Origin of the sequence: Alcanivorax quisquiliarum, from assembly GCF_023051175.1 — a bacterium.
Classification (GTDB): Bacteria; Pseudomonadota; Gammaproteobacteria; order Pseudomonadales; family Alcanivoracaceae; genus Isoalcanivorax; species Isoalcanivorax quisquiliarum.
On record NZ_JALKII010000002.1, the window covers coordinates 537,190 to 558,808 of the forward strand.

Consider the following 21,619-nt stretch of genomic DNA (forward strand, 5'->3'; position numbering starts at 1 on the left):
GGATTGATTATAGCAGCCTCAAGCGGGGCTGCGCTGGATAGCGCTGGCGGCCCGCAGGGGCAAGGCATGGCCGCGATTCAAGCCGGCGCATGACGGATTAGGGGAGTCGGGTGTGCAAAAGTTCCTGCGCTGGGGGCTGGTGATAGGCTGGCTGTGGGGGCTCTCGTCGATGGCGGGTGGCGCGGTTGCCGCCATCGCTGTGCCGGGCCCGGCAGATACGGAGCTGCCGCTGGCCGCCGCCCTTGAGGTACTGGTAGATCCCGAGGGTAACTGGTCGATCGAGCAGGTGAGCTCGGTGTTCGCCTCGCGCTTTCTGCCGAATCAGAGCGGCAATCCCAGTTTTGGTTTCACTCGCTCGGTGATCTGGCTGCGCATGACGCTGGATCTTGATCAGGTGCAGGGCAGCGAGTGGTATCTGGTGCAGCGGCATCCGATCATCGATCACATGTATCTCTACACGCCCGATGGAAAAGGCGGCTTCAGCGTGCGCCATATGGGCGATACGCTGCCCTTCGGTGAGCGGGATATGCAGGTGCGGGAGTTTGTTTTTCCCCTGGCGAGCGATCTTTCCGGTCCGCAAACCTATTACATGAAGATCCATGGCCTGGGCGCGCTGCATGTGGATTTGAGGCTTACCTCCGCTCAGGGGCTAGTGGAGCGCACCTACCGGGAACAGCTGATTACCGGGCTGTTTTTTGGTGGCGTGGTGGCGATGTTGCTCTACAACGTGCTGCTGCTGGTGACGGTGCGCGATTCTGCGTATCTGTATTACCTGATGTTCATCGCGTTTTTCTCGGTATCGTTTCTGAACATCAATGGCCTGGGCTTGCAGTATCTATGGCCGCAGATGCCTCGGCTGAATGAGTATTTTCCGTCGATCATCGGCTTGTCGATGATTGGCGTGATCCAGTATACGCGCCGTTTCATGCAGCTGCGCGGGCGGGCGCCGGCATCCGACCGGGTGCTGCGTTACCTGCTCGGCATCACCATCCTGTTGACGGTGTTGATGGCGCTTATTCCGCCGCCGCTGTCCTATCACATGATCGTGTTCGTGGTGCTGGTGATCATCTCGGTGCTGGCGGTGGTCAGCTGGCGCTCGTGGCGGGCGGGCTTTCGTGCCGCCAGGCTGTATGTGCTCGCGTGGTGTTTTTTTCTGCTGGGTTGCGGTGTGTTTGCGCTGCTGAACATAGGCGTGTTGCCCCACAATATGTTCACCAACTATGCGCCTCATTTCGGCGGTATCTGGGCGATCCTGCTGCTGTCGCTGGCGCTGGGCGAGCGCATCAAGCTGTTGCAGTCGGAGCGTGATGCCATCACGGCGCAGGCGCGCGAAGCGCTGGAAAAGCATGTGCAGGATGTGGAGCAGCTCGACCGCGACAAGTTGCTGTTTCTGGAATACCTGAGCCACGAGCTGAACACGCCGTTGAACTGGCTGGCGGGGGCGAGGCTGTTGCAAGCGGGGCAATTGCCGCCGGAGTTGGCGGATGCCGTCAACATGGTGCAAAAGGGGCAAGACCGCCTGCAGCAGCTGGTGGCCACGTCGCTACGCTATTTTGACCTTGCCGGGCGTGAGCAGGCGCCGTCGTTGTCGCATTGCTTGCCAATGTGGCTGGTGGATCGGCTGTTGCGCCAGCGGCAGGCGCTGGTGGAAGCGCGAGCGTTGACTGTGCGCAATAGCATCCCTGCGGATTTGCAGGTGGTGGCCTGCGAGGCAGAGCTCAATGAAGTGCTGGGCATGTTGCTGGACAACGCCATCCAGTTCAGCGATGCCGGTGGCGAGATTCATGTCGAAGCATCAAAGTCCGGCGGGCAGGTTGTGCTGCGAGTGCGAGATGCGGGCCGGGGTATTGATCCGCAGGATCTGGAAGGCATCTTCCAGCCGTTCTTCATGATCGGCTCGGGGCACCACGCCGATGGTTTCGGGCTTTCGCTGCCCATGGCGCGGGTGATGATCCGGCATATGGGCGGGCAAATGTGGGCGCAAAGCCCCGGCCGTGGCCGAGGCACCACGGTATCCGTGCAGTTGCCGGCGGCGGTGGTGTGACGCTTACAGGCCCGCGCGGCGGGCCACTCCCTCCAGACAGTCAGGCCAGCCCAGGCCAGGGAGCAGGGCGCCGGCCTGCGCCAGCAGCGTGCTGCCAACGCCGCGTCCCCGGCTTGCCGGGTGCACGGCTATCGTCTTGACCTGCCACCCGGCGCCGGCCGGTTCTGCCAGTAACAATGCCAGTGGTTTGCCGTTGAAGTGCCCTTCGATCAGGCGTGTGCCAGCAGGCGGTGCGGCAAGCTGCGCCTGGATTTCAGGCAAGTCGCGCAGCACGCGGGCGAAGTATTCCGTGCTACCGCTGTTCAGGTGATGTTCCCGGGCTATCAGTGGCATATGTGGTGGTCGCTGGTCGGTATGGCAGGGGAAGCGTATAATACCCGGCCATTCTGTGGAGGTCATTCATGAAGCAACGTAGCGCCAGCGTGACGCGTAACACGCTGGAAACTCGCATTCAGGTATCTGTCAATCTCGATGGCACCGGCAAAGGTGTGCTTGAGACCGGCCTGCCGTTTCTGGATCACATGCTGGATCAGGTGGTTCGCCACGGTCTGGTTGACCTGGAGGTGCGGGCCGACGGTGACTTGCATATTGATGCTCACCACACCGTAGAAGACATCGGGATCGCGCTGGGGCAGGCGTTTGCCCAGGCGTGGGGTGACAAAAAAGGTATCACCCGCTACGGCCACAGCTATGTGCCGCTGGACGAATCGCTCACGCGCGTGGTGCTCGACCTCTCCGGCCGCCCGGGGCTTGAGATGAACGTGGAATTTACCCGTGCCCGCATCGGTGATTTCGATGTGGATCTGTTCCGTGAATTCTTCCAGGGCTGGGTCAACCACGGCATGGTCACGCTGCATATCGACAACCTGCGTGGCCGTAACGCGCACCACCAGGCCGAGACGGTGTTCAAGGCGTTTGGCCGGGCGCTGCGCATGGCGCTGGAGGCTGATCCGCGCATGGCCGACATGACCCCTTCCACCAAGGGCACGCTCACCGAAACTCCGGCGCAGGGCTGACGCGTATGACAGAAACAGTCGCCGTCGTCGATTACGGCATGGGGAATCTGCACTCTGTGGGCAAGGCGCTGGAACGGGCCGCCGATCACCAGCGAATTGTCATCAGCGGCGATCCCGACGTGGTTCGCACTGCTGATCGCGTGATTTTTCCCGGTGTCGGGGCGATTCGTGACTGTATTGGAGTGCTGCGTGAAAGCGGCCTGGACCAGGCGATCCTGAGCGTGGCCGCTGCTGGCCGGCCGCTGCTGGCTATCTGTGCCGGCATGCAGGCCCTGATGAGCCACAGCGAGGAAAACGACGGCGTGGATTGCCTCGGTCTGTTCCCTGGCGTGGTGCGCCGCTTTCCCGAGCAGCTGGATGAGCTGGGGCAGCGCATGAAAGTGCCGCATATGGGCTGGAACCGTGTGCAGCAAACATCGCATCCGCTGTGGGAAGGCATCGAGGATCACAGCCGGTTTTATTTTGTGCACTCCTACTATGTAACGGAGTTGCCGGAAGAACAGATCGCCGGCAGCTGTGAATACAGTGCTCATTTCGCTGCTGCTGCGGTGCGCGACAATGTTTTTGCGGTGCAGTTTCACCCCGAGAAAAGTGCGCCGCACGGGCTGGTGCTGCTGGAGAATTTCCTGCGCTGGCAACCGTGACTAGTACCGTCGCGTGGCTCGGTGTTACTGGCTGACGCCGGCCGCCTGAGCCACTCTCCCGAATATCGAAACACCTGCTATCAAGAGACTCACTATGCAACTGATTCCCGCCATCGACCTGAAAGACGGCAAGTGTGTGCGCCTGCGGCAGGGCCGTATGGAAGACGACACAGTGTTTTCCGATGATCCGGTGGCGGTGGCCCGGCACTGGGTGGCGCAGGGCGCCCGCCGTCTGCATCTGGTGGATCTCAACGGCGCCTTCGCTGGCGAGCCGGTGAACGGCGAGATCGTCAAGGCGATTGCCCGCGAGCACCCCGAGCTGCCGATCCAGATAGGCGGCGGCATCCGCAGCCCGGAAATCATCCAGGCGTATCTGGATGCCGGGGTGCAGTGGGTGATCATCGGCACCAAGGCGGTGAACGAGCCGGCCTTCGTGAAAGAGATGTGCGAGCAGTTCCCCGGCCATATCATCGTCGGGCTGGATGCCAAAGACGGCATGGTGGCCACCGATGGCTGGGCCAATGTCACGGATGTGGAAGTCGTCTCGCTGGCGCGCCAGTTTCAGGACGATGGCGTCTCGGCGATCGTGTATACCGATATCAACCGTGACGGCATGATGCAGGGCGTGAACGTTGAGGCCACGGTGCGGCTGGCGCAGGCAATCTCCATTCCGGTGATCGCCTCCGGCGGCATCACCGATCTCGATGACATACGCGGCCTGTGCGCAGTGGCTGGCGAAGGCATCAGCGGCGCCATCACCGGCCGGGCCATTTACGAAGGCACGCTGGATTTTGCCGAAGGTCAGGCGTTGGCCGACAAGCTGATCGGCGCCTGAGCACGCCGCTGCGCTCGCGCTGTCAGGCGCGGGCGCTATTCCGATGCGAACGCGTTCAAACACGGGTTCGTCTCGGCGTCAGGTCTGCTAGAATTCACTCCTTTGCTAACCGCAGTGGTGTCTTCAAATGGGTCTGGCCAAACGCATCATCCCGTGCCTGGACGTGGATCAGGGCCGCGTCGTCAAAGGTGTCAAATTCGTCGAAATCCGCGATGCCGGTGACCCGGTGGAAATTGCCCGGCGATACAACGAGGCTGGCGCCGACGAAATCACTTTTCTGGATATCAGCGCCACCCACGAAGGCCGCGACACCATGCTGCACACGGTGGAGCGGATCGCCAGCGAAGTGTTCATTCCGCTGACGGTGGGGGGCGGCGTGCGCACCCTGGGCGATATCCGCAATCTGCTCAATGCCGGGGCAGACAAGGTCAGCATCAATTCCGCCGCTGTCAGCAATCCCGATTTTGTCCACGAGGCGGCGAGTCGTTTTGGTGCGCAATGCATCGTGGTGGCCATTGATGCGAAAAAAGTCAGCGCCGAGAGCGAGCCGAACCGCTGGGAAATCTTTACCCACGGCGGCCGCAAGCCCACCGGCATTGATGCCGTGGACTGGGCACGGCAGATGACCGACCGGGGCGCAGGCGAGGTGCTGCTCACCAGCATGGATCGCGACGGCACCAAGAACGGTTTTGACATCGCCCTGACGCGCGCCGTCAGCGATGCGGTGTCCGTGCCCGTGATTGCATCCGGCGGCGTCGGCACCTTGCAACACCTGGTGGATGGCATCCTGCAAGGCGGTGCCGATGCGGTGCTGGCGGCCAGCATCTTCCACTTTGGCGAATTCAGTATCCTCGAAGCAAAGGAATACCTCGCCGCTGCCGGTATCGAAATGCGCCTATAGCGGCTGCTGGCCGGCGTGTTTCTGATACGGGGGCCCGGTGTATGTTGTGCTGCCGGGCCGTTGTTCTTCCCTTCTCCCCAACCCTTGTTCGCTTCGCTCACCCTTCGGGCCAGCCTGCGGCTGTTCTGCGCTTCGCTTGTCCCACGAGGGGAGACGGAGTTGCGCTGTGCGAACCGGTGAGAGGGGTAATACATCGCCTTCTCGGGCGATAATCCTTGAACCGGCAACAGCGGTAACAGAGCAAACGGATGACATGAGCTACACCCGTTGTGGAGCGTGGGGGGTGGCTGAGAGGGCGGGCTTTGCTCAATGCTTGATGAGCCATGCTGCACCGGCTCGGGTGGCTGGTATTCCCGTGGCCCCGGTTTCCGCTCTCCGTTACTCTCGGGGGGATAACAACAACCCGGGAGCACGACATGGAGCAAGGGCCGCTGATTGGGCTTGGGCTACCTATTGCCTTGTTTTTCATCATGATCGGAATGGGCCTGACGCTCACGGTGCGGGATTTTCGTGCTGTGGTGCTGGCGCCTCGCGCTGTGATTTACGGCGCCGTGGCGCAGATACTGATCATGCCGGTGGTTGCGTTCGGGCTGGTCGGCCTGCTCGGGCTGGCGCCGGCGCTGGCCGTGGGGCTGGTGCTGATTGCGGCCTGCCCGGGTGGCACTACGTCCAATCTGTTCGCCTTTATCGGCCGAGGTGATCTGGCGCTGTCTATCATTCTTACGGTGCTGGCCAGCCTGATTACCATCGGCACGCTGCCGCTGTTCATCAATTTCGCCATGGAGCGCTACATGGATGCCTCCGCCAGGGTGGTGCTGCCGGTGCTGCGCACGGTGGTAACGCTGGTGGTGATTATTCTGGTGCCGGTAGCGATTGGTATGGCCATCCGCCGCATCTCTCCGGCGGTGGCCACGAAGATGGAAAAGCTGGTGAGCGTGTTCGGGCTGGTGGTGCTGATCGGTGTGATTGCGGCGGTGGTGATCAGCGTCGGGGATCAGGTGGGCACCTTGTTGCGCGCTGCCGGGCCGGCGGCTGCGCTGCTGAATATTGCCGGGATTCTGATCGGCTACGGCGGCAGCCGGCTGGTGGGCCTGCGGCGGCCGGCGGCTTTCACGGTGGCGGTGGAGCTGGGCATCAAGAATGGCACGCTGGGGCTGATGATCGCGCTGACGCTATTGAATTCCCCTGAGATCTCGGTGCCTGCGGCGGTCTACGGGCTGATGATGTTTGCGTTCGGTTTTCTGCTGCTGGGTGCGAGCCGCTTGATGGGTATTGGCGGAGAGAAAGACGCCGCAGCCTGAGCACTCAGGAGCGTGGCTGTGCGCTCACGGTGGGCGGCAACCGGCCTTTCTCGGGCAGAGCAGCAGGCTGTTTCTCGTGCTTGTTTTCGTGCTTGGGCGGTAATTGGCCCGCGCCGCCCGGGCCGGGATGTGCTTGTGGAGCGGATGGTGGCCTTTGCGGCGTGGTAAAAGGCTCTTCCGGGCGGCGGCCGGGGCCGGTGTTGCGTGGTAGTTCCGGTGCATCGCCGGCGCGCAGCAGCCGGGATACCGGCACTATCTCGATGCCCGCCTGTGGCATCAACGGCAGTACGCGCTCCAGATATTCCAGTGTTTCCGGGTAGGGGTGGCCGATGGCGATGGCGCTACCACGCCGGCGAGCGATGCGCAGCAGCTGGTTGAATTGCTCATTGATCGCCAGCAGGTCGCGCTGATTGTCGAGAAACACGTCGCGCCCGGCGGCGGGCAGGCCATGCCGGCGGGCAGCGCTCTCGCCCACCGATTGCGCCGAGGTTCTGCTATCCAGAAAAAAAGCACCGTGCCGGGCCAGGCTGGCCATCACGGCGTCCATGGTGGCCGGATCACTGGTGGCCAGGCTGCCCATGTGATTATTCAGGCCGCGGGCTTGCGGCAACAGATCAAACGCTTCGCTGATGCGGGCCTGGATCAGCTCGGCGGCCATATGGGTATCGATGCCGCCGGCATCCAGCGGCTGGCCGTTATTGGCCGCCATCGGCATGTGAATGATGACTTCACACCCTTGCTGCGCGGCTTCCCGTGCCAGCCGGGGGCCGTGGGGCGACAACGGAATGACGGCGCAGGTCAGCGCGGCCGGCAGGCGGATAGCACGCAGGCCGCGCTCGGCGTGGTAGCCGATGTCATCAATGACGATGGCAATGCGGGGCGTGCCAGCGGCGGGCCAGGGCAGGGCGACGGCGATCAGCGTCAGCAGTCGGGCGGCGAGCCCGGTCAGTGGCGCGCGTGCAGAATGAAACAACCGCAACACTCCGTCAGCGTGCCCCGGCGCGTGAAAGATGAATGCCCTTGAGGATCGACAGCGCCTGGTACAGATCGTAATCCCGGCTGGCCAGGTCATCGGCCGGGCTGTCCCGTTCGGCGGCGGCCGTGCCGGCGGCCAGATGGTGCGGCAGATCGGCTTCCCGAATGCCTTCGCCGCGCTCCATCAGCTCCACGCGGGCCACATTCACCTGGATATCCGGGCGGATGCCGTCGGCCTGGATCGAGCGGCCGTTCGGCGTGTAATAGCGTGCAGTGGTGAGCTTCAGTGCGCGGTCGTCGTGGAGCGGCAGCACTGTCTGCACGGAGCCTTTGCCGAATGTGCGGCGGCCCACCACCACGGCGCGGCCGTGATCCTGCAAGGCACCAGCAACGATTTCCGATGCCGAAGCAGAGCCGCCATTGACGATGACTACCAGCGGCAGCCCGTCCAGCGTATCGCCACGGCTGGCACCGTAGTTGATGCGGGAGTCTTCGGTGCGCCCCTGGGTATAGACGATCAGGCCGTGCTCCAGAAACAGGTCGGCTACCTGAATCGCACCACCTAGCACGCCGCCGGGGTTGTTGCGCAAATCCAGAATCAGGCCCTGCATCGGGCCGTCCGCTTTCAGGCGATCAATCTGCCGCTGCACATCGCGGCCGGTGTTGTTCTGGAACTGGGTGACGCGCACATAGCCGTAGGCATCTGCCAGCCGCTCGCTGCGCACACTCTGGATGCGGATGCGATCGCGGGTGAGGGTGAGGGTGCGCGGGTTGTTCTCGCCGCTGCGCATGATCGAGAGCACCACGTCTGTGCCGATTTCGCCACGCAGCAGGTTCACCGCCTCGTTCAGCGTCATGCCTTTGACGAAGGTGTCGTCGATTTTCAGAATGACATCGCTGGCCTGAATGCCGGCGCGGCTGGCGGGGGTGTCATCTATCGGGGCGACCACGGTGACAAAGCCGTCATCCATGGTCACTTCCATGCCGACGCCGCCGAACTCGCCACTTGTGGAAACTTGCAGATCGTCGAACTCGTCGGGTGTGAGATAGGCGGAGTGGGGGTCAAGATCCAGCAACATGCCGCGAATGGCAGCTTCCAGCAGCGTGCGGTCGTCGATGTCTTCGACATAAACAGCGCGAATGCGCTCCAGCACCTCGGCAAAAATACGCAGCTCGGTGACGGGAATATCCTGTTGTGCGGCTCGTGCATCCAGGCTGCTGTTGACGGCGTGAGCGGGCAGGGCCAGCGCCAGTAAGGCAAGGCAAAGGAAGCGTTTCATGCGCGTCGGTCTCTCTCTGTCAACGCCCTGTCAGGACAGTTCGTGCCGGCTGCGGCCGGAGGGCAGCGGCTGTCTGATATCTGTGAATGGCCAGAGCGCCGGGCGGTTCCCCCCGCCTTATCGTTCCGCCAGGGGAGGCAGTGTAACACGCTGATTGCACCAGCGGGCCGGGTCTACCGGGCGCCCTTCGCGGCGGATTTCAAAGTACAGGCCCGGTATGCCGCTGCCGCCGGAATTGCCGGCCCGCGCCAGCACATCGCCGGCTGCCACCCAATCGCCCACGTCTCGCATCAGGCTTTGATTGTGGCCATACAGGGTGAGGTAGCCGTTACCGTGATCGACGATCAACATCATCCCGTAACCGCGCAGCCAGTCGGCGTAGACCACCCGGCCGGGGTGAATCGCTCGCACCGGGGTACTTTCGCGTGCTTCCAGCAACACGCCGTTCCAGCGCAGGCCGCCATCACGGCGCGCACCGAAGCTGACCCGCTGGCGGCCTTCCAGCGGCCACGGCAGCTTGCCGGCCATTTGCCCGAAGGGAGCGCCGCCAAGATCAGCGGGGATATCGGAAATAGCGCGGTTCATTTCTTGCAGCAGTTTGTCGAGCCGCTCGGCATCGGCTTGCAGGCTGGTCAGCCGGCTGCCCTGATCGGTCACGCGCGCATTCAGTTTCGCCAGCGCCTGCTCGCGCTCGCGGCGGGCGTTTTCCAGCCGTTGTTGCTGAGCTGCCACAGCATTGCGCCGACTGTCGTGGCGGTCACGGGCGGCGGCGACTTCCAGGGATAGCGTCAGCAGCGCTGACAGCTCCTGTTCCAGCGTCGCCAGGCGCTCGGTGCGGGCTCGCTGCACGTACTCGTGATAGCGCATCAGGCGCGCCAGCTGGTCGGGCTGCTCCTGGCTCAGCAGCAGCTTCAAGGTGGGCTCACGGCCGCTGAAGTAGCTGGCGCGCACTGTGCGGGTGAGCCAGTTGATCTGGGTGGTCTGTTCAGCCGCCATCTGGCGCTGGCGCTCGCGCAATTGTTCAAGCTCCTGTGCCGCCTGCCGGGCGCTGGTGGCAAGCTGATCCTGCTCACGCTCCAGCGCCGAGATGGCCAGCTCGCGCTCGCGCAGCTCGGCGGCCAGTGCGTCACGTTCGCGCAGATCCTTGCGCTGGGTTTCCTGTAGCGCCTGGATACGCTCGCGCAGTGCCCGCAGTTGTGCCGGCGAAGCCTGCTCGGCGCGGGCAAGCTCGGGCGCAAGCAGTGCCAGCAGCAACAGGCAGGAGAGCAGGGAGCGAATCATGAACGGGTTTTACCTCTGCGTCGGGATCAAGGCAACGATAGCGCAGTCATGGATGATTGGCCGCGCCTTGCCTATACTTGGCGCCGTTTCCACCCTTATCGGACGCTGTTATGGATCGTATTTTCGAGTTCGCTGCCAATCATTACATCCTGGTGTCGGCGTTTTTCCTGCTTTGGACCCTGTTCTTCTTCCTGGAGTCCCGCCGCGGCAGCCTGGCTATCAGCTCGCAGCGAGCAACCAGTCTGATCAATCGGGAAGAGGGTGTGGTCATCGATCTGCGTGATGACGATGAGTTCCGCAAGGGCCATATTGCCGGCAGTATCAATGTTCCGTTCGCCAAGCTCAATGAGCGGGTCGGCGAGTTGGAGAAATTTCGAGAAAAGCCTGTGGTGCTGGTGTGCGGCATGGGCAACCAGGCCAGCAATGCCGGGCGCGTGCTGCAGGGTCGGGGTTTCGCCACGTTGTACCGGTTGCGGGGCGGCATCCAGGGCTGGCGTGCCGACAGCCTGCCGGTGGTGCGCAGCTGATGGCGGCCGAGGTAGTGCTTTACACCACGGCATGGTGCCCGTTTTGTGTGCGCGCCTTGCGGCTGCTGGACAGCAAGGGCGTGGAGTACACCAATATCGACGTGGAGGAGAACCCTGCGCTGCGCAAGGAGATGGCGGCGCGTGCGGGGCGTAACACGGTGCCGCAGATATGGATTGGCGGCACCCATGTGGGAGGCTGCGACGAGCTCTACGCGCTGGAGCGTGCCGGCCGCCTTGATGCAATGCTGGATTCGGGACAACAACAATGAGTGATGCACCAGAAAGAGCTTTTCAGTTACAGCGTATCTACACCAAGGATATTTCCTTTGAAGTGCCGGGCGCGCCGGACGTCTTTCTCAAGCAGTGGCAGCCGCAAGTGAACGTGCAGCTGAATACCGAAACACGTCGAGTGGGCGAGAGCGAGACGGATTATGAAGTGGTGCTCAGCCTGACTGTTACCGCAAACAACGAAGACAAGACGGTGTATCTGGTCGAGGTCAAACAGGCTGGCATTTTCACGATTATCGGTATCGAGGGCGAGGAGCGTGACCAGCTGCTGGGTGCTTATTGCCCGAACCTGCTGTTCCCCTATGCCCGTGAGCTGATCACCGATCTGGTGAGCCGTGGCACCTTCCCGCAGTTGCTGTTGCAACCGATCAACTTCGATGCGCTTTACCAGGATGCCAAGGCTCGCGCTGCGGCGGGTGAAGGTGCGCCGGCGGAAGGCAGCACGCACTGACGCAGGCTGCGGCGTAACCTTTGCGCTGCAAGGCCCGGTGCGCATCTCGGGCCTCGGGCTTGTGAGCGGCGCCTCGAAGGTTGGACAGAGCCGACCTTCGGGGCGGTTTGCATGGCGGGCATGCCGCTATAGAGGAGGGGGCAGCCTTCGCGCGATGGTGCGGGCTTGCTCTCCCGGCCTCTCCAGTTTCCCCAGTTTCTTCAGTCCGCTTAGCCTCGCTCAGTCATCGCGCCTGTGATGGCGCGCGACGTGATGCCAGATCAGACTGCGCCGGTGAATCCCATTTGCCGCCAGGCTTCGTACACCACCACTGCCACACTGTTGGAAAGGTTCAGGCTGCGGCTATCCGGCACCATGGGCAGGCGGAGTTTTTGCTCGTCACTCAGGCTGTCGAGCAGCGCTGCCGGCAGGCCACGGCTTTCCGGGCCGAATAGCAGAACATCTTCCGCTGCAAACTGCGCGGCGCTGTAACAACGACGGGCCCTGGTGGTCAGCGCCCACAGGCGGCGCTCGCCCAGCCACGCCGAAAACGCAGGCCAGCCGTCGTGTACGTGAACGGTGGCCTGGTCACGATAATCCAGGCCGGCGCGGCGCAACAGTTTATCTTCCAGCACAAAACCCAGCGGCGCTATCAAATGCAGCTGGGCACCCGTGTTGGCGGCCAGCCGCATGGCGTTGCCGGTATTGGGCGGGATTTCAGGCTCATACAGGGCGATATGCAGCATGGCGGGGGTCGCAGTAAAGAAGCAGGCCCGCCGGGTGGCGGGCCTGAGCGGTCAGCGTGAGGCGCGCTTGCGCTCCGATTCCGTCAGCAGTTTCTTGCGCAGGCGGATCGAGTTAGGCGTCACCTCTACCAGTTCGTCGTCTTCGATGAAATCGATGGCCTGCTCAAGGGAGAGCCGGATCGGCGGCGTCAGGATGATGTTCTCGTCAGTGCCGGAAGCGCGCATATTCGTGAGCTGCTTGCCCTTGGTCGGGTTCACCACCAGATCATTGTCGCGGGAGTGAATGCCGATGATCTGGCCTTCGTAGACTTCCACGTTCGGCTCGATGAACATGCGGCCGCGCTCCTGGAGATTGAACAGCGAGAAGCCCAGCACCTTGCCGCTGACGTTGGAGATCAGCACGCCGTTGTTGCGCTCCGCCAGCTGGCCCGGCTTGAAGTCGCCGTAGTGGGAGAACACCGAGTTGATGACGCCCGTGCCGGAGGTGAGCGTCATGAACAGCGAGCGGAAACCGATCAGGCCACGGGAAGGCGCCAGATATTCCAGCCGCACGCGGCCTTTGCCATCCGGGCTCATATTGGTCATGTCGCCCCGGCGCAGGCCCATCTGCTCCATGAGCGGCCCCTGGTGCTGCTCTTCCACATCCAGGATCAGTTGTTCGTAAGGCTCCTGTTTGATGCCGTTTTCTTCTCGCACGATCACCTCGGGCCGGCCAACGGCCAGCTCGAAGCCTTCGCGGCGCATGCTCTCGATCAATACGGAAAGATGCAGCTCGCCACGGCCGGAGACGCGGAAACGATCCGGGCTGTCGGTATCTTCCACGCGCAGCGCCACGTTATGACGCAGCTCTTCCTGCAGGCGTTCGCGGATATTGCGCGAGGTGACGTATTTGCCGTCCTGGCCAGCGAAGGGGGAGGTGTTCACGTGGAAGAACATGCTCACCGTCGGCTCATCCACCGATAGCGGCGGCAGTGCTTCGACGTGGTTCGGATCGCACAGGGTGTCGGAGATATCCAGCGGGTCCAGCCCGGTGATGCAGATAATGTCGCCCGCTTCGGCCGACGGCACTTCCACGCGCTCCAGCCCATGGTGGCCCATGATCGAGAGCACACGGCCGTTGCGCGCCTTGCCGGCGGTATCGACGACCTTCACTGGCGTGTTGGTCTTCACGCGGCCGCGCTTGATACGACCGATGCCGATAACACCGACGTAACTGTTGTAATCCAGCGAGGAAATCTGCATCTGGAACGGGCCGTCCAGATCCACGTCTGGCGGTGGCACCTTGTCGACGATGGTCTCGAACAGCGGCTCCATGTTGTCGGCCATATCGTTTACATCAAGGCCGGCAATGCCGTTCAGGGCCGAGGCGTAGACCACCGGGAAATCGAGCTGCTCATCGGTGGCGCCCAGGCGGTCGAACAGATCGAACACCTGATCCATGACCCAGTCCGGCCGCGCCCCGGGGCGGTCGATCTTGTTGATGACGACGATCGGCTTGAGGCCGGCCTGGAATGCTTTCTGCGTGACAAAACGTGTTTGCGGCATGGGGCCGTCTACGGCGTCGACCAGCAGCAACACCGAGTCCACCATCGACATGACTCGCTCCACCTCACCACCGAAATCGGCGTGGCCGGGGGTGTCGACGATATTGATGCGGTAGCCGTTCCACTTCAGCGCAGTGTTCTTGGCGAGAATGGTAATGCCGCGCTCTTTTTCGATATCGCCGGAGTCCATGACACGTTCGATGGGGCCGGAGCGTTCTCCGAAGGTGCCGGAATGCTGTAGCAGCTTGTCGACAATAGTGGTCTTGCCGTGGTCTACGTGGGCGATGATGGCGATGTTGCGCAGGCGTTCGATACTCACAAAATGATCCGATCCGGGCAAAAAGAGGGGGCCGGAGTATAGCAGGCGCCGGGGTTCAGGCACATGCTTATATATTAGACAGTTTTACCGACGCCCCGATATTTCCGCTGCGGCTTGCTCTAGAATGGGCGCCCTTGCTGCAACCCTGAGCCGATTCGACGGTCGAAGGCGGCAGAGCCGGAGGGGCTTGCTCCGGTGTTGATACACGCAAGTAACTGGAAAGGCTGATGAAATTATCGCAGAAGCTGTTGCTGGCGTTGCTGGCAACACCGCTGGGCGCCATGGCCCAGGACGCGGTCGAGATCAACCACAAGGTGATCCTGGGCCTGCATGAAGAGGCGAGAATCAAGGAGCTTGGGCTGGATATCAAGGCCAAGCTGGATACCGGCGCTGTCAGTGCTTCGCTCAGCGCTTATGACATTCAGCCGGTAATGCGTGACGGCGAAGAATGGGTGCGATTTCGGCTGGGCATTGCAGACGATGCCGGCTGGCGAGAGCTGCCGCTGGACGATACCGTACGCATTCGCCGGCGCATCGCGGATATGGATGGCGACCTCACGCAGACGGCCACCAGCCGGCCGGTAGTACGCTTGACGGTATGCGTCGGCGAGCGCGAGGTGCCGATGCGCGTCAACCTTACAGACCGGCGAAACTTTTCCTATGCGCTGCTGTTAGGTGCCGAGGGTTTGCGTGACCTGCGTTCTCTGGTTGATCCGGCGCAGGCATTTTCCAGCGGCAGCCCAAGGTGTACCGTAACGCTGGCGAACCTCGACGACGAACACGGCGAAGAAGAGGATAGATAACAATGAAGCGTCCGGGGCAACTGACGGGGGGAGTATGCGCGGAGTAAAACTGCACGCGCTGCTACTTGCGCTAACGTTGATCGCCGTGGGAGCCGGCAGTGCAATTTATCAGGTCACGGTGCTGAATATTCCGGTCAGCCCCAGCGTTACCGACCCGGTGTGGGTGATCGATGCGCGAGTACAATTTCGCGCTACCGCTAACAATCCGGTCAAGGTACAAATGTTCGTGCCGCCGGGCAGTGAGCGCTATCTGGTGCTCAACGAAAGCTTCATCTCGCAGAATTACGGCGTTAACGTGGCACGGGTCGGCTCCAATCGTCAGGTGACCTGGTCGGTGCGCCGGGCCACTGGCGAGCAGACACTTTACTATCGCAAGATGCTGTCACGGCGTTTCGGTGGCGAGCAGGTAGCGGTGGAAATGGGGCCGCAGTTCCGGGCGCGCCCGGCGCTGGAAGGCCCGGAGAGGATTGCCGCCGAGGCGCTGCTGGCGCCGATCCGGCAACATTCGGCCGATGTGGATACTTTCATCAGTGAAACCATCCAGCGCGTCAGCAATCTTCAGGATGAAAATGTGGGCCTGTTGCTGGCCAACGACACCGGCATCGCACGGCGTGCCCAGGTGATCGAAACCTTGCTCGCCGTGGCGCATATTCCGGTCGAGCAGGTGCACACCCTGCGGCTGGTGGCGAGCCAGAGCCAGACGCCGGAATTATGGCTGCGCAGTTTCAACGGCACGCAGTGGACCTACTTCAACCCCGCCACCGGCGATCAGGGCCTGCCTGACGACCGTATCGTGTGGTGGATCGGCGCCACACCGGTGGCGCAGGCCGAGGGCGCCTCGCGGCCCACTGTCACCTTCAGCATCACCAGCTCGGAAGTCAGCGCTATTCAGCTGGCGCAGGAATCGCAGATTGTGCGTGACAGCGCCAAGCTGAGTTTTTCGCTGTACGACATGCCCGTCGCCACGCAGGAAGTGTTCAGCGTGATGATCATGATCCCGGTGGGGGTGTTGCTGATCCTGCTGCTGCGCAATCTGATCGGGCTGCAAACCCTGGGCACCTTCACGCCCGTGCTGGTGGCGCTGGCGTTCCGCGAGACGGAGGTGATCTGGGGGATTGTGCTGTTTACCGTGATCACCACCGCCGGTTTGTCGCTGCGCTCCTACCTTGAGCATCTGCGATTGCAGTTGTTGTCACGGCTCTCGGTGGTGCTCACCTTCGTGGTGATCCTGATGGCGCTGATCAGCCTGTTCGGGCACAAGCTCGGCTGGGAGCGTGGGCTATCCGTGGCATTGTTCCCGATGGTGATCCTGACCATGGTGATCGAACGGTTGTCGATCATGTGGGAGGAGCGCGGCGGCCTCAATGCCTTCAAGGCCGGCATCGGCACACTGGTGGCCGCGACCGTCGGCCATCTGCTGATGACCTGGCCGCCGTTGATGTATTTCTGCTTCACATTCCCCGGCGTGTTGCTGGTAATGGCCGGCATCATGTTGCTGATGGGCCATTATCGGGGTTATCGCCTGACCGAGCTGCTGCGCTTCCGGGCGCTGGCGGGCAAGTCCTGATGATCGGCATCTGGCGGGCGCTGCGCAAGCGCGGGGTGATGGGGATCAACCAGCGTAACGGCGATTATGTGCTGCGTTACAACCGGCGCCGCCTGTATCCGCTGGTGGACGACAAGGTGCTCACCAAGGAGCGTGCCCTGACAGCGGGTATTCGCGTGCCCGAAATGTATGCCGTGGTGGATAGCGAGCATGGTATCGGGCGGCTGGCGAAGACCCTGGCCGAGCGCAAGGATTTTGTCATCAAGCCGGCTCAGGGCGCCGGCGGCGACGGCATTCTGGTGATTACTGATCGTTTCGAGGGGCTGTACCGCACGGCGTCCGGGCGGCTGTTGTCCGAAGACGATATCGGCCACCATCTCTCGGGCATTCTCTCCGGCATCTACTCGCTGGGCGGCCACCGCGACCGGGCGCTGGTGGAATATCGCGTGACTCCCGACAAGGTATTTGGCGCTATCAGCTTTGAAGGCGTGCCGGATATTCGCATCATCGTGCTGTGTGGTTACCCGGTGATGGCCATGCTGCGGTTGCCGACACGGCAATCGCAGGGCAAGGCCAACCTGCATCAGGGCGCCATCGGTGTCGGCGTGGATCTGGCTACCGGCATCACCCTCAACGGCACCTGGCATGATCGCGTGATCCAGCGCCACCCGGATACAGCCAACCCGGTGGCTGGCGTGCAGCTGCCACAGTGGCAGGAATTCATGACCATCGCCGCCAGCTGCTACGAGCTGACGGGGCTGGGTTATCTGGGCGTGGACCTGGTGCTGGATCGTGATCGTGGACCGATGATGCTGGAGCTCAATGCCCGCCCTGGCCTGAGCATTCAGGTAGCAAATGATTCCGGCCTGGCCCGGCGCTGTGCCGTGATCGAGCGGCATATGGAGCAACTTGAGGCCACCGGGCGAACAGAAACCGTGGCAGAGCGGCTGCAATACTGCCAGCAGAAGTTCGCCACCGGTGAGCTTTCCCTGGCCAGCGTGCCAGTTTCCTCCTGAGGCACAAGGAACAGCGCCAGCCGCAACGGACGGCGATTCTGTGACCAACGTTTGTTATACTGCGGGCAGCACTTTTGCCAACCCGACGCCTTGCGGTTTTGCCGTCAAGGCGTCTTGCTTTGCCCCGGATAACTCATGAATTCATCACCCGCAACACCACCGAGCACGCCCCGCCGCCGCGCCCTGGCGCTGGTTTCCGGCGGCCTGGATTCGATGCTGGCCGTGAAGGTCATCCAGGCCCAGGGGGTCGAGGTGGAAGGCGTCAACTTTTTCACTGGCTTCTGCGTCGAGGGCCATACCCATGCGATCCGTGAGCGTGATCGCAAAAAGCCGAAGCGCAACAATGCCCTGTGGGTGGCAGAGCAGCTGGGGATCAAGCTGCACATTGTGGATATCTCGGAAGAATACAAGGACGTGGTGCTGAATCCCAAGCACGGTTATGGCGCCAACATGAACCCCTGCCTGGACTGCAAGATATTCATGGTCAACCAGGCCACGCTGATGCTGGACAAGGCACGTGAGCTGGCCGATACCCAGGTGCAGCAAGGTGAGCAAGGTTTTGATTTCATCATCACCGGCGAAGTGGTCGGGCAACGACCGAAATCCCAGCTGAAGTGGACCATGCCGGTGATCGCCCGGCAGTCCGGTGCCGATGATCGCCTGCTGCGGCCACTGTCGGCGAAAATCCTGGAGCCGACGCTACCCGAGCGTGAAGGCTGGGTGGATCGCTCGCAGCTGCACGGCTTCAGTGGCCGCAATCGCAAGCCGCAGATGGAGCTGGCGCGGCAATTCGGGCTGGAAGATTTTGCCCAGCCGGCGGGCGGCTGCTGCTTCCTCACCGATGAAGCCTACTCCAACAAGCTGGTTGATCTGTGGCAGGCGCGGAACAAGCGAGACTACGAGCTGGACGACATCATGTTGCTGAAAGTGGGCCGGCACCTGCGCCCGCGCCCGCATTTCAAGCTGATCATCAGCCGCGAGGAAGGCGAGGGCAATTTCCTGGAAGGCTACCGTTACCAGTTTCCAAGCCTGGAGCTGGTCAGCCACGGCGGGCCACTGACGCTGGTGGATGGTGAGTTTGCCAGCACCGAAGAAGCCGAGCTGGCGGCGGCGATTGTGGCGCGCTTCTCGCAAGGGCGTAGCGCCGAGCGCGTGGAAGTGCAGTACAACCGGCCCGGCGGCGTATCGCAACTCTTGAGCGTGCGGCCACTGAGCCCGGAAGAAGTGCCGCAGGACTGGTATCTGGGTGAAAAGCGCCGTGGCTGATTACCAGTTGGATGCGTGCCGGCTGTTGTGCCCGCTGCCTGTTATCAAGACGCAAAACCGGGTGCGCGAGCTGGCGCACGGTGATGTGCTCGAAGTGCTTGCCACAGACCCGGGTGTGCTCAATGATGTGCCCGCCTGGGCGCGCATCAACGGCCACCAGGTGCTGGAGAGCGGGCGGCGTGACGGCATCATCTTCGTGCGTCTGCAAGTGGTTCGCGACACAGCCGTGAACTCGCCGCACCAATAAAGTGCGCCGCGCTGGGCAGTGCACTTTGTTGGTGCGGGAAAAGCATGAGCATGAGACGGAATGCACGAGTTACGGGCGGTTCCGGCATGGCATGTAATTTGCTCTTTCACTGGAGCAGAACGGCGGTGCTTGCATCGCCCCGGCAATACATCTAGGTCAGTAACGGCCACCTCGCCCCGCGTTTATGCCGGGCCAGGTAAAATTTCATGCTGTTCCAGGAGGATGCTTCACCATGTCTTCAAAGACACAGAAACTGATCAAAGAGAACGACGTCAAGTGGGTGGATCTGCGCTTCACCGACAGCCGTGGCAAGGAGCAGCACGTCACCTACCCGGCGTCAGATGTGGATGAAGACTTTTTTCAGGACGGCAAGATGTTCGATGGCTCTTCCATCGGCGGCTGGAAGGGCATCAACGAATCCGACATGATCCTGATGCCTGACGACGAGTCGGCGGTGCTGGATCCGTTCACCGATGTTGCCACCATTAATGTGCGCTGCAATATCGTCGAGCCGGCCACCATGCAAGGATACGACCGCGATCCCCGCTCTATCGGCCAGCGTGCGGAAGAGTACCTGAAGTCCACAGGCATCGCGGACTCTGCCCTGTTCGGCCCGGAACCGGAGTTTTTCGTATTTGACGGCGTGAAGTGGAATTCCTCCATGAACAGCCAGTCTTACGAAATCTACTCCGAAGAGGCGGCCTGGGTGGCCGGCGAAGACTTCGACAAGAACAACATCGGCCACCGGCCTCGTGTAAAAGGCGGTTACTTCCCGGTGCCGCCGGTGGACAGCCTGCACGATTTGCGCGCGGCGATGTGCGCCGCCATGGAGCAGATGGGTCTGGTGGTGGAAGTGCACCACCACGAAGTAGCGACTGCAGGCCAGTGTGAGATCGGCGTCGGCCCGGCCACGCTGACCCGCAAGGCCGATGAGGTGCAGATTCTGAAATACTGCGTGCAGAACGTGGCCCATGCCTACGGCAAGACCGCCACGTTCATGCCCAAACCGCTGATCGGCGATAACGGCTCCGGCATGCATGTGCACCAATCGCTGAGCAAGAACGGCAAAAACCTGTTCTCTGGCGATGTGTACGGCGGCCTGTCGGAAACCGCGCTCTACTATATTGGCGGCATCATCCGCCACGCACGTGCCCTCAACGCCCTGACCAACCCGTCCACCAACTCCTACAAGCGGCTGGTGCCGGGCTTCGAGGCGCCGGTGATGCTGGCTTATTCGGCACGCAATCGTTCCGCCTCGATCCGTATCCCGTTTGTAAAAAACCCGAAGGCGCGCCGTATCGAAACCCGCTTCCCCGACCCGACGGCGAACCCGTATCTCGCGTTTTCTGCGCTGTTGATGGCCGGCCTGGATGGCATCCAGAACAAGATTCACCCCGGCGATGCCATGGACAAGGACCTGTACGACCTGCCGGCAGAAGAGGCGGCAGCCATCCCGACCGTGGCGCATACCCTGACCATGGCGCTAGATGCGCTGGAGCAGGATCACGAGTTCCTGCTGAAAGGCGATGTGTTCTCCAGAGATATGCTGGAAGCGTACATCGCGCTCAAGCGCAGCGACGTGGAGCGCCTGAACATGACACCGCACCCGGTGGAGTTCGATATGTACTACTCCCTCTGACGCACCCTCACCGCCCCGGCTCACTGCCGGGGCGCTTCCCTCTCCTCGGCCCCGATACCTTTATCGCCAGCGGCAGAACGGCGCTCTGGTGAGCGGCGGCCATGGCAGCCCGGCGCTCGTCCGAGCATGGCCAGCCGAGTATCCGGCACTGTCCTGCTGCCACTGCTATCTCACAGCAACATGACTCATTGCGCATTCATCGCCCGGCACCTTGCGTTTGTGCTGTGCTGCTTTGTCATCGTGCCGGCGGCAGCGCACAATCGGTACATTGTCATCGCCGGAGTACATCATGCGCGGTTTATCGACCCTGATCTGTTTGCTGGGGGTGTTGTTGCTCGGCCCTGCCCAGGCGGAGCCATCGAGGCCGCCGGCCGAGGCCGAAGCAAGGGCGCCTGCAGGCGCAGGTGAAGGCCGCATCTACCGCATGACGGACGAGCAGGGCAGGGTAATCTTCACCGATTCGCCCCCGGCCGGTGCTGATGCCCGCGAGGTCAGGCCGCAGCCGTCCAACATCATGCCGGCCCCGGCCCGCCCACAGGGGCAGGCTCGCCCGTCGCCGCCGGCATCGCCCGATGCGTTTGCCGGGTATTCGGAAATTGTCATCCATGCACCGGCAGCGGATCAGACCTTCCAGAATCCGCAGCAGCCGATCAGCGTGCAGGTTGGCGTGACACCCGCGTTGCAGGCGGGGCATCAGCTGCGCATCCTGCATAACGGCACGCCTCTGGCTGGCACGCAACTGGTGCAGCCGGTGCGAGGCGCTCACACACTGGTAGCGCAGGTGCTGGATGACGACGGCAAGGTGCTGGCGGAATCCGGCGCCGTCACGGTGCATGTCCACCGTCCCAGCGTGCTGCTGGGGCCGGGTGCCCGGCGCGACAATGATGGCGACGGTAAAGGCAAAGAGAAGGGCAAGGCAGTCGAAGATCTGGTGCAGATCCTGCCCTGGTATCCTGCCGAGCGGTGATATT

The 21,619-nt window shown here is 62.3% G+C and carries 22 protein-coding genes; 16 read left to right on the forward strand and 6 right to left on the reverse strand.

The features are described 5' to 3' along the window. Positions 1-112 precede the first annotated feature (112 nt). Positions 113-2,044: a sensor histidine kinase gene (locus MU846_RS05405; RefSeq protein ID WP_246949788.1), complete on the forward strand. Its 1,932-nt coding sequence runs from the start codon at positions 113-115 to the stop codon at positions 2,042-2,044. A 3-nt stretch (positions 2,045-2,047) separates the two neighbouring features. On the opposite strand, the gene MU846_RS05410 is transcribed toward MU846_RS05405, so the two are convergent. After that, complete coding sequence (locus MU846_RS05410; protein WP_246949791.1) at positions 2,048-2,377, reverse strand: GNAT family N-acetyltransferase; 330 nt, start codon at positions 2,375-2,377, stop codon at positions 2,048-2,050. A 68-nt stretch (positions 2,378-2,445) separates the two neighbouring features. Between MU846_RS05410 and hisB the strand changes: the two genes are divergently transcribed. The 5 genes from hisB (at position 2,446) to MU846_RS05435 (ending at position 6,741) form a co-directional block, all read left to right on the forward strand. Then, a complete protein-coding gene (hisB, locus tag MU846_RS05415; protein WP_246949806.1) occupies positions 2,446-3,060 on the forward strand; it encodes an imidazoleglycerol-phosphate dehydratase HisB in 615 nt (204 codons plus the stop codon). 5 nt (positions 3,061-3,065) lie between these two features. Next, a complete protein-coding gene (gene hisH, locus MU846_RS05420; protein ID WP_246949821.1) occupies positions 3,066-3,704 on the forward strand; it encodes an imidazole glycerol phosphate synthase subunit HisH in 639 nt (212 codons plus the stop codon). Positions 3,705-3,798: 94 nt separating this feature from the next. Then, positions 3,799-4,539, forward strand: a complete 741-nt coding sequence (hisA, locus tag MU846_RS05425; RefSeq protein WP_246949835.1) for a 1-(5-phosphoribosyl)-5-[(5-phosphoribosylamino)methylideneamino]imidazole-4-carboxamide isomerase — start codon at positions 3,799-3,801, stop codon at positions 4,537-4,539. 127 nt (positions 4,540-4,666) lie between these two features. After that, positions 4,667-5,440 (forward strand): imidazole glycerol phosphate synthase subunit HisF, encoded by a 774-nt coding sequence (gene hisF / locus MU846_RS05430; RefSeq protein WP_246949849.1) that lies wholly within the window; start codon positions 4,667-4,669, stop codon positions 5,438-5,440. Positions 5,441-5,856: 416 nt separating this feature from the next. Beyond that, positions 5,857-6,741 (forward strand): bile acid:sodium symporter family protein, encoded by an 885-nt coding sequence (locus MU846_RS05435; RefSeq protein WP_246949854.1) that lies wholly within the window; start codon positions 5,857-5,859, stop codon positions 6,739-6,741. Between the two features lie 4 nt (positions 6,742-6,745). Here MU846_RS05435 and MU846_RS05440 read toward each other — a convergent pair whose 3' ends face one another. The 3 genes from MU846_RS05440 to MU846_RS05450 form a co-directional block, all read right to left on the reverse strand. Next, the gene (locus MU846_RS05440; RefSeq protein WP_246949856.1) at positions 6,746-7,714 is read right to left on the reverse strand and encodes a divergent polysaccharide deacetylase family protein; all 969 of its coding nucleotides are present in this window, start codon (positions 7,712-7,714) and stop codon (positions 6,746-6,748) included. Between the two features lie 13 nt (positions 7,715-7,727). Further along, the gene (locus tag MU846_RS05445; protein WP_246949859.1) at positions 7,728-8,996 is read right to left on the reverse strand and encodes a S41 family peptidase; all 1,269 of its coding nucleotides are present in this window, start codon (positions 8,994-8,996) and stop codon (positions 7,728-7,730) included. 117 nt (positions 8,997-9,113) lie between these two features. Continuing rightward, positions 9,114-10,277: a murein hydrolase activator EnvC family protein gene (locus tag MU846_RS05450; protein ID WP_246949862.1), complete on the reverse strand. Its 1,164-nt coding sequence runs from the start codon at positions 10,275-10,277 to the stop codon at positions 9,114-9,116. Positions 10,278-10,387: 110 nt separating this feature from the next. On the opposite strand from MU846_RS05450, the gene MU846_RS05455 reads away from it, so the two are divergent. Genes MU846_RS05455 through secB form a run of 3 tightly spaced genes read left to right on the forward strand, consistent with a single transcriptional unit; the run spans position 10,388 to position 11,543 of the window. Continuing rightward, entirely contained in the window at positions 10,388-10,804 is a 417-nt protein-coding gene (locus MU846_RS05455) for a rhodanese-like domain-containing protein (protein ID WP_246949865.1), read from the forward strand. Further along, the gene (gene grxC / locus MU846_RS05460; RefSeq protein ID WP_246949868.1) at positions 10,804-11,073 is read left to right on the forward strand and encodes a glutaredoxin 3; all 270 of its coding nucleotides are present in this window, start codon (positions 10,804-10,806) and stop codon (positions 11,071-11,073) included. Before MU846_RS05455 ends, grxC begins: the two co-directional genes overlap by 1 nt. Then, complete coding sequence (gene secB / locus MU846_RS05465; protein ID WP_246949870.1) at positions 11,070-11,543, forward strand: protein-export chaperone SecB; 474 nt, start codon at positions 11,070-11,072, stop codon at positions 11,541-11,543. The genes grxC and secB overlap by 4 nt, the downstream gene beginning before the upstream one ends. 260 nt (positions 11,544-11,803) lie before the next feature. Here secB and MU846_RS05470 read toward each other — a convergent pair whose 3' ends face one another. Together MU846_RS05470 and typA are read right to left on the reverse strand one after the other, a co-directional pair. After that, entirely contained in the window at positions 11,804-12,268 is a 465-nt protein-coding gene (locus tag MU846_RS05470; RefSeq protein WP_246949874.1) for a tRNA (cytidine(34)-2'-O)-methyltransferase, read from the reverse strand. Positions 12,269-12,319: 51 nt separating this feature from the next. Continuing rightward, positions 12,320-14,131, reverse strand: a complete 1,812-nt coding sequence (typA, locus tag MU846_RS05475) for a translational GTPase TypA (protein ID WP_246949896.1) — start codon at positions 14,129-14,131, stop codon at positions 12,320-12,322. Positions 14,132-14,358: 227 nt separating this feature from the next. Here typA and MU846_RS05480 point away from each other — a divergent pair, with 227 nt between their 5' ends. The 7 genes from MU846_RS05480 to MU846_RS05510 all read left to right on the forward strand — a co-directional run bounded on the left by MU846_RS05480 (position 14,359) and on the right by MU846_RS05510 (position 21,615). Then, entirely contained in the window at positions 14,359-14,934 is a 576-nt protein-coding gene (locus tag MU846_RS05480; protein ID WP_246949903.1) for an ATP-dependent zinc protease family protein, read from the forward strand. A 34-nt stretch (positions 14,935-14,968) separates the two neighbouring features. Next, on the forward strand, positions 14,969-16,501 hold the full coding sequence (locus MU846_RS05485; RefSeq protein ID WP_246949908.1) for a UUP1 family membrane protein: 1,533 nt from the start codon (positions 14,969-14,971) through the stop codon (positions 16,499-16,501). Beyond that, positions 16,501-17,496: an alpha-L-glutamate ligase-like protein gene (locus MU846_RS05490; protein WP_246949910.1), complete on the forward strand. Its 996-nt coding sequence runs from the start codon at positions 16,501-16,503 to the stop codon at positions 17,494-17,496. The genes MU846_RS05485 and MU846_RS05490 overlap by 1 nt, the downstream gene beginning before the upstream one ends. Positions 17,497-17,631: 135 nt before the next feature. Continuing rightward, on the forward strand, positions 17,632-18,762 hold the full coding sequence (locus MU846_RS05495; protein ID WP_246949919.1) for a tRNA (5-methylaminomethyl-2-thiouridylate)-methyltransferase: 1,131 nt from the start codon (positions 17,632-17,634) through the stop codon (positions 18,760-18,762). Beyond that, entirely contained in the window at positions 18,743-19,009 is a 267-nt protein-coding gene (locus MU846_RS05500; protein WP_246949921.1) for a sulfurtransferase TusA family protein, read from the forward strand. The genes MU846_RS05495 and MU846_RS05500 overlap by 20 nt, the downstream gene beginning before the upstream one ends. Positions 19,010-19,241: 232 nt before the next feature. Next, the gene (glnA, locus tag MU846_RS05505) at positions 19,242-20,648 is read left to right on the forward strand and encodes a glutamate--ammonia ligase (RefSeq protein WP_246949923.1); all 1,407 of its coding nucleotides are present in this window, start codon (positions 19,242-19,244) and stop codon (positions 20,646-20,648) included. 289 nt (positions 20,649-20,937) lie between these two features. Beyond that, entirely contained in the window at positions 20,938-21,615 is a 678-nt protein-coding gene (locus tag MU846_RS05510; protein ID WP_246949931.1) for a DUF4124 domain-containing protein, read from the forward strand. Positions 21,616-21,619: the final 4 nt, after the last annotated feature.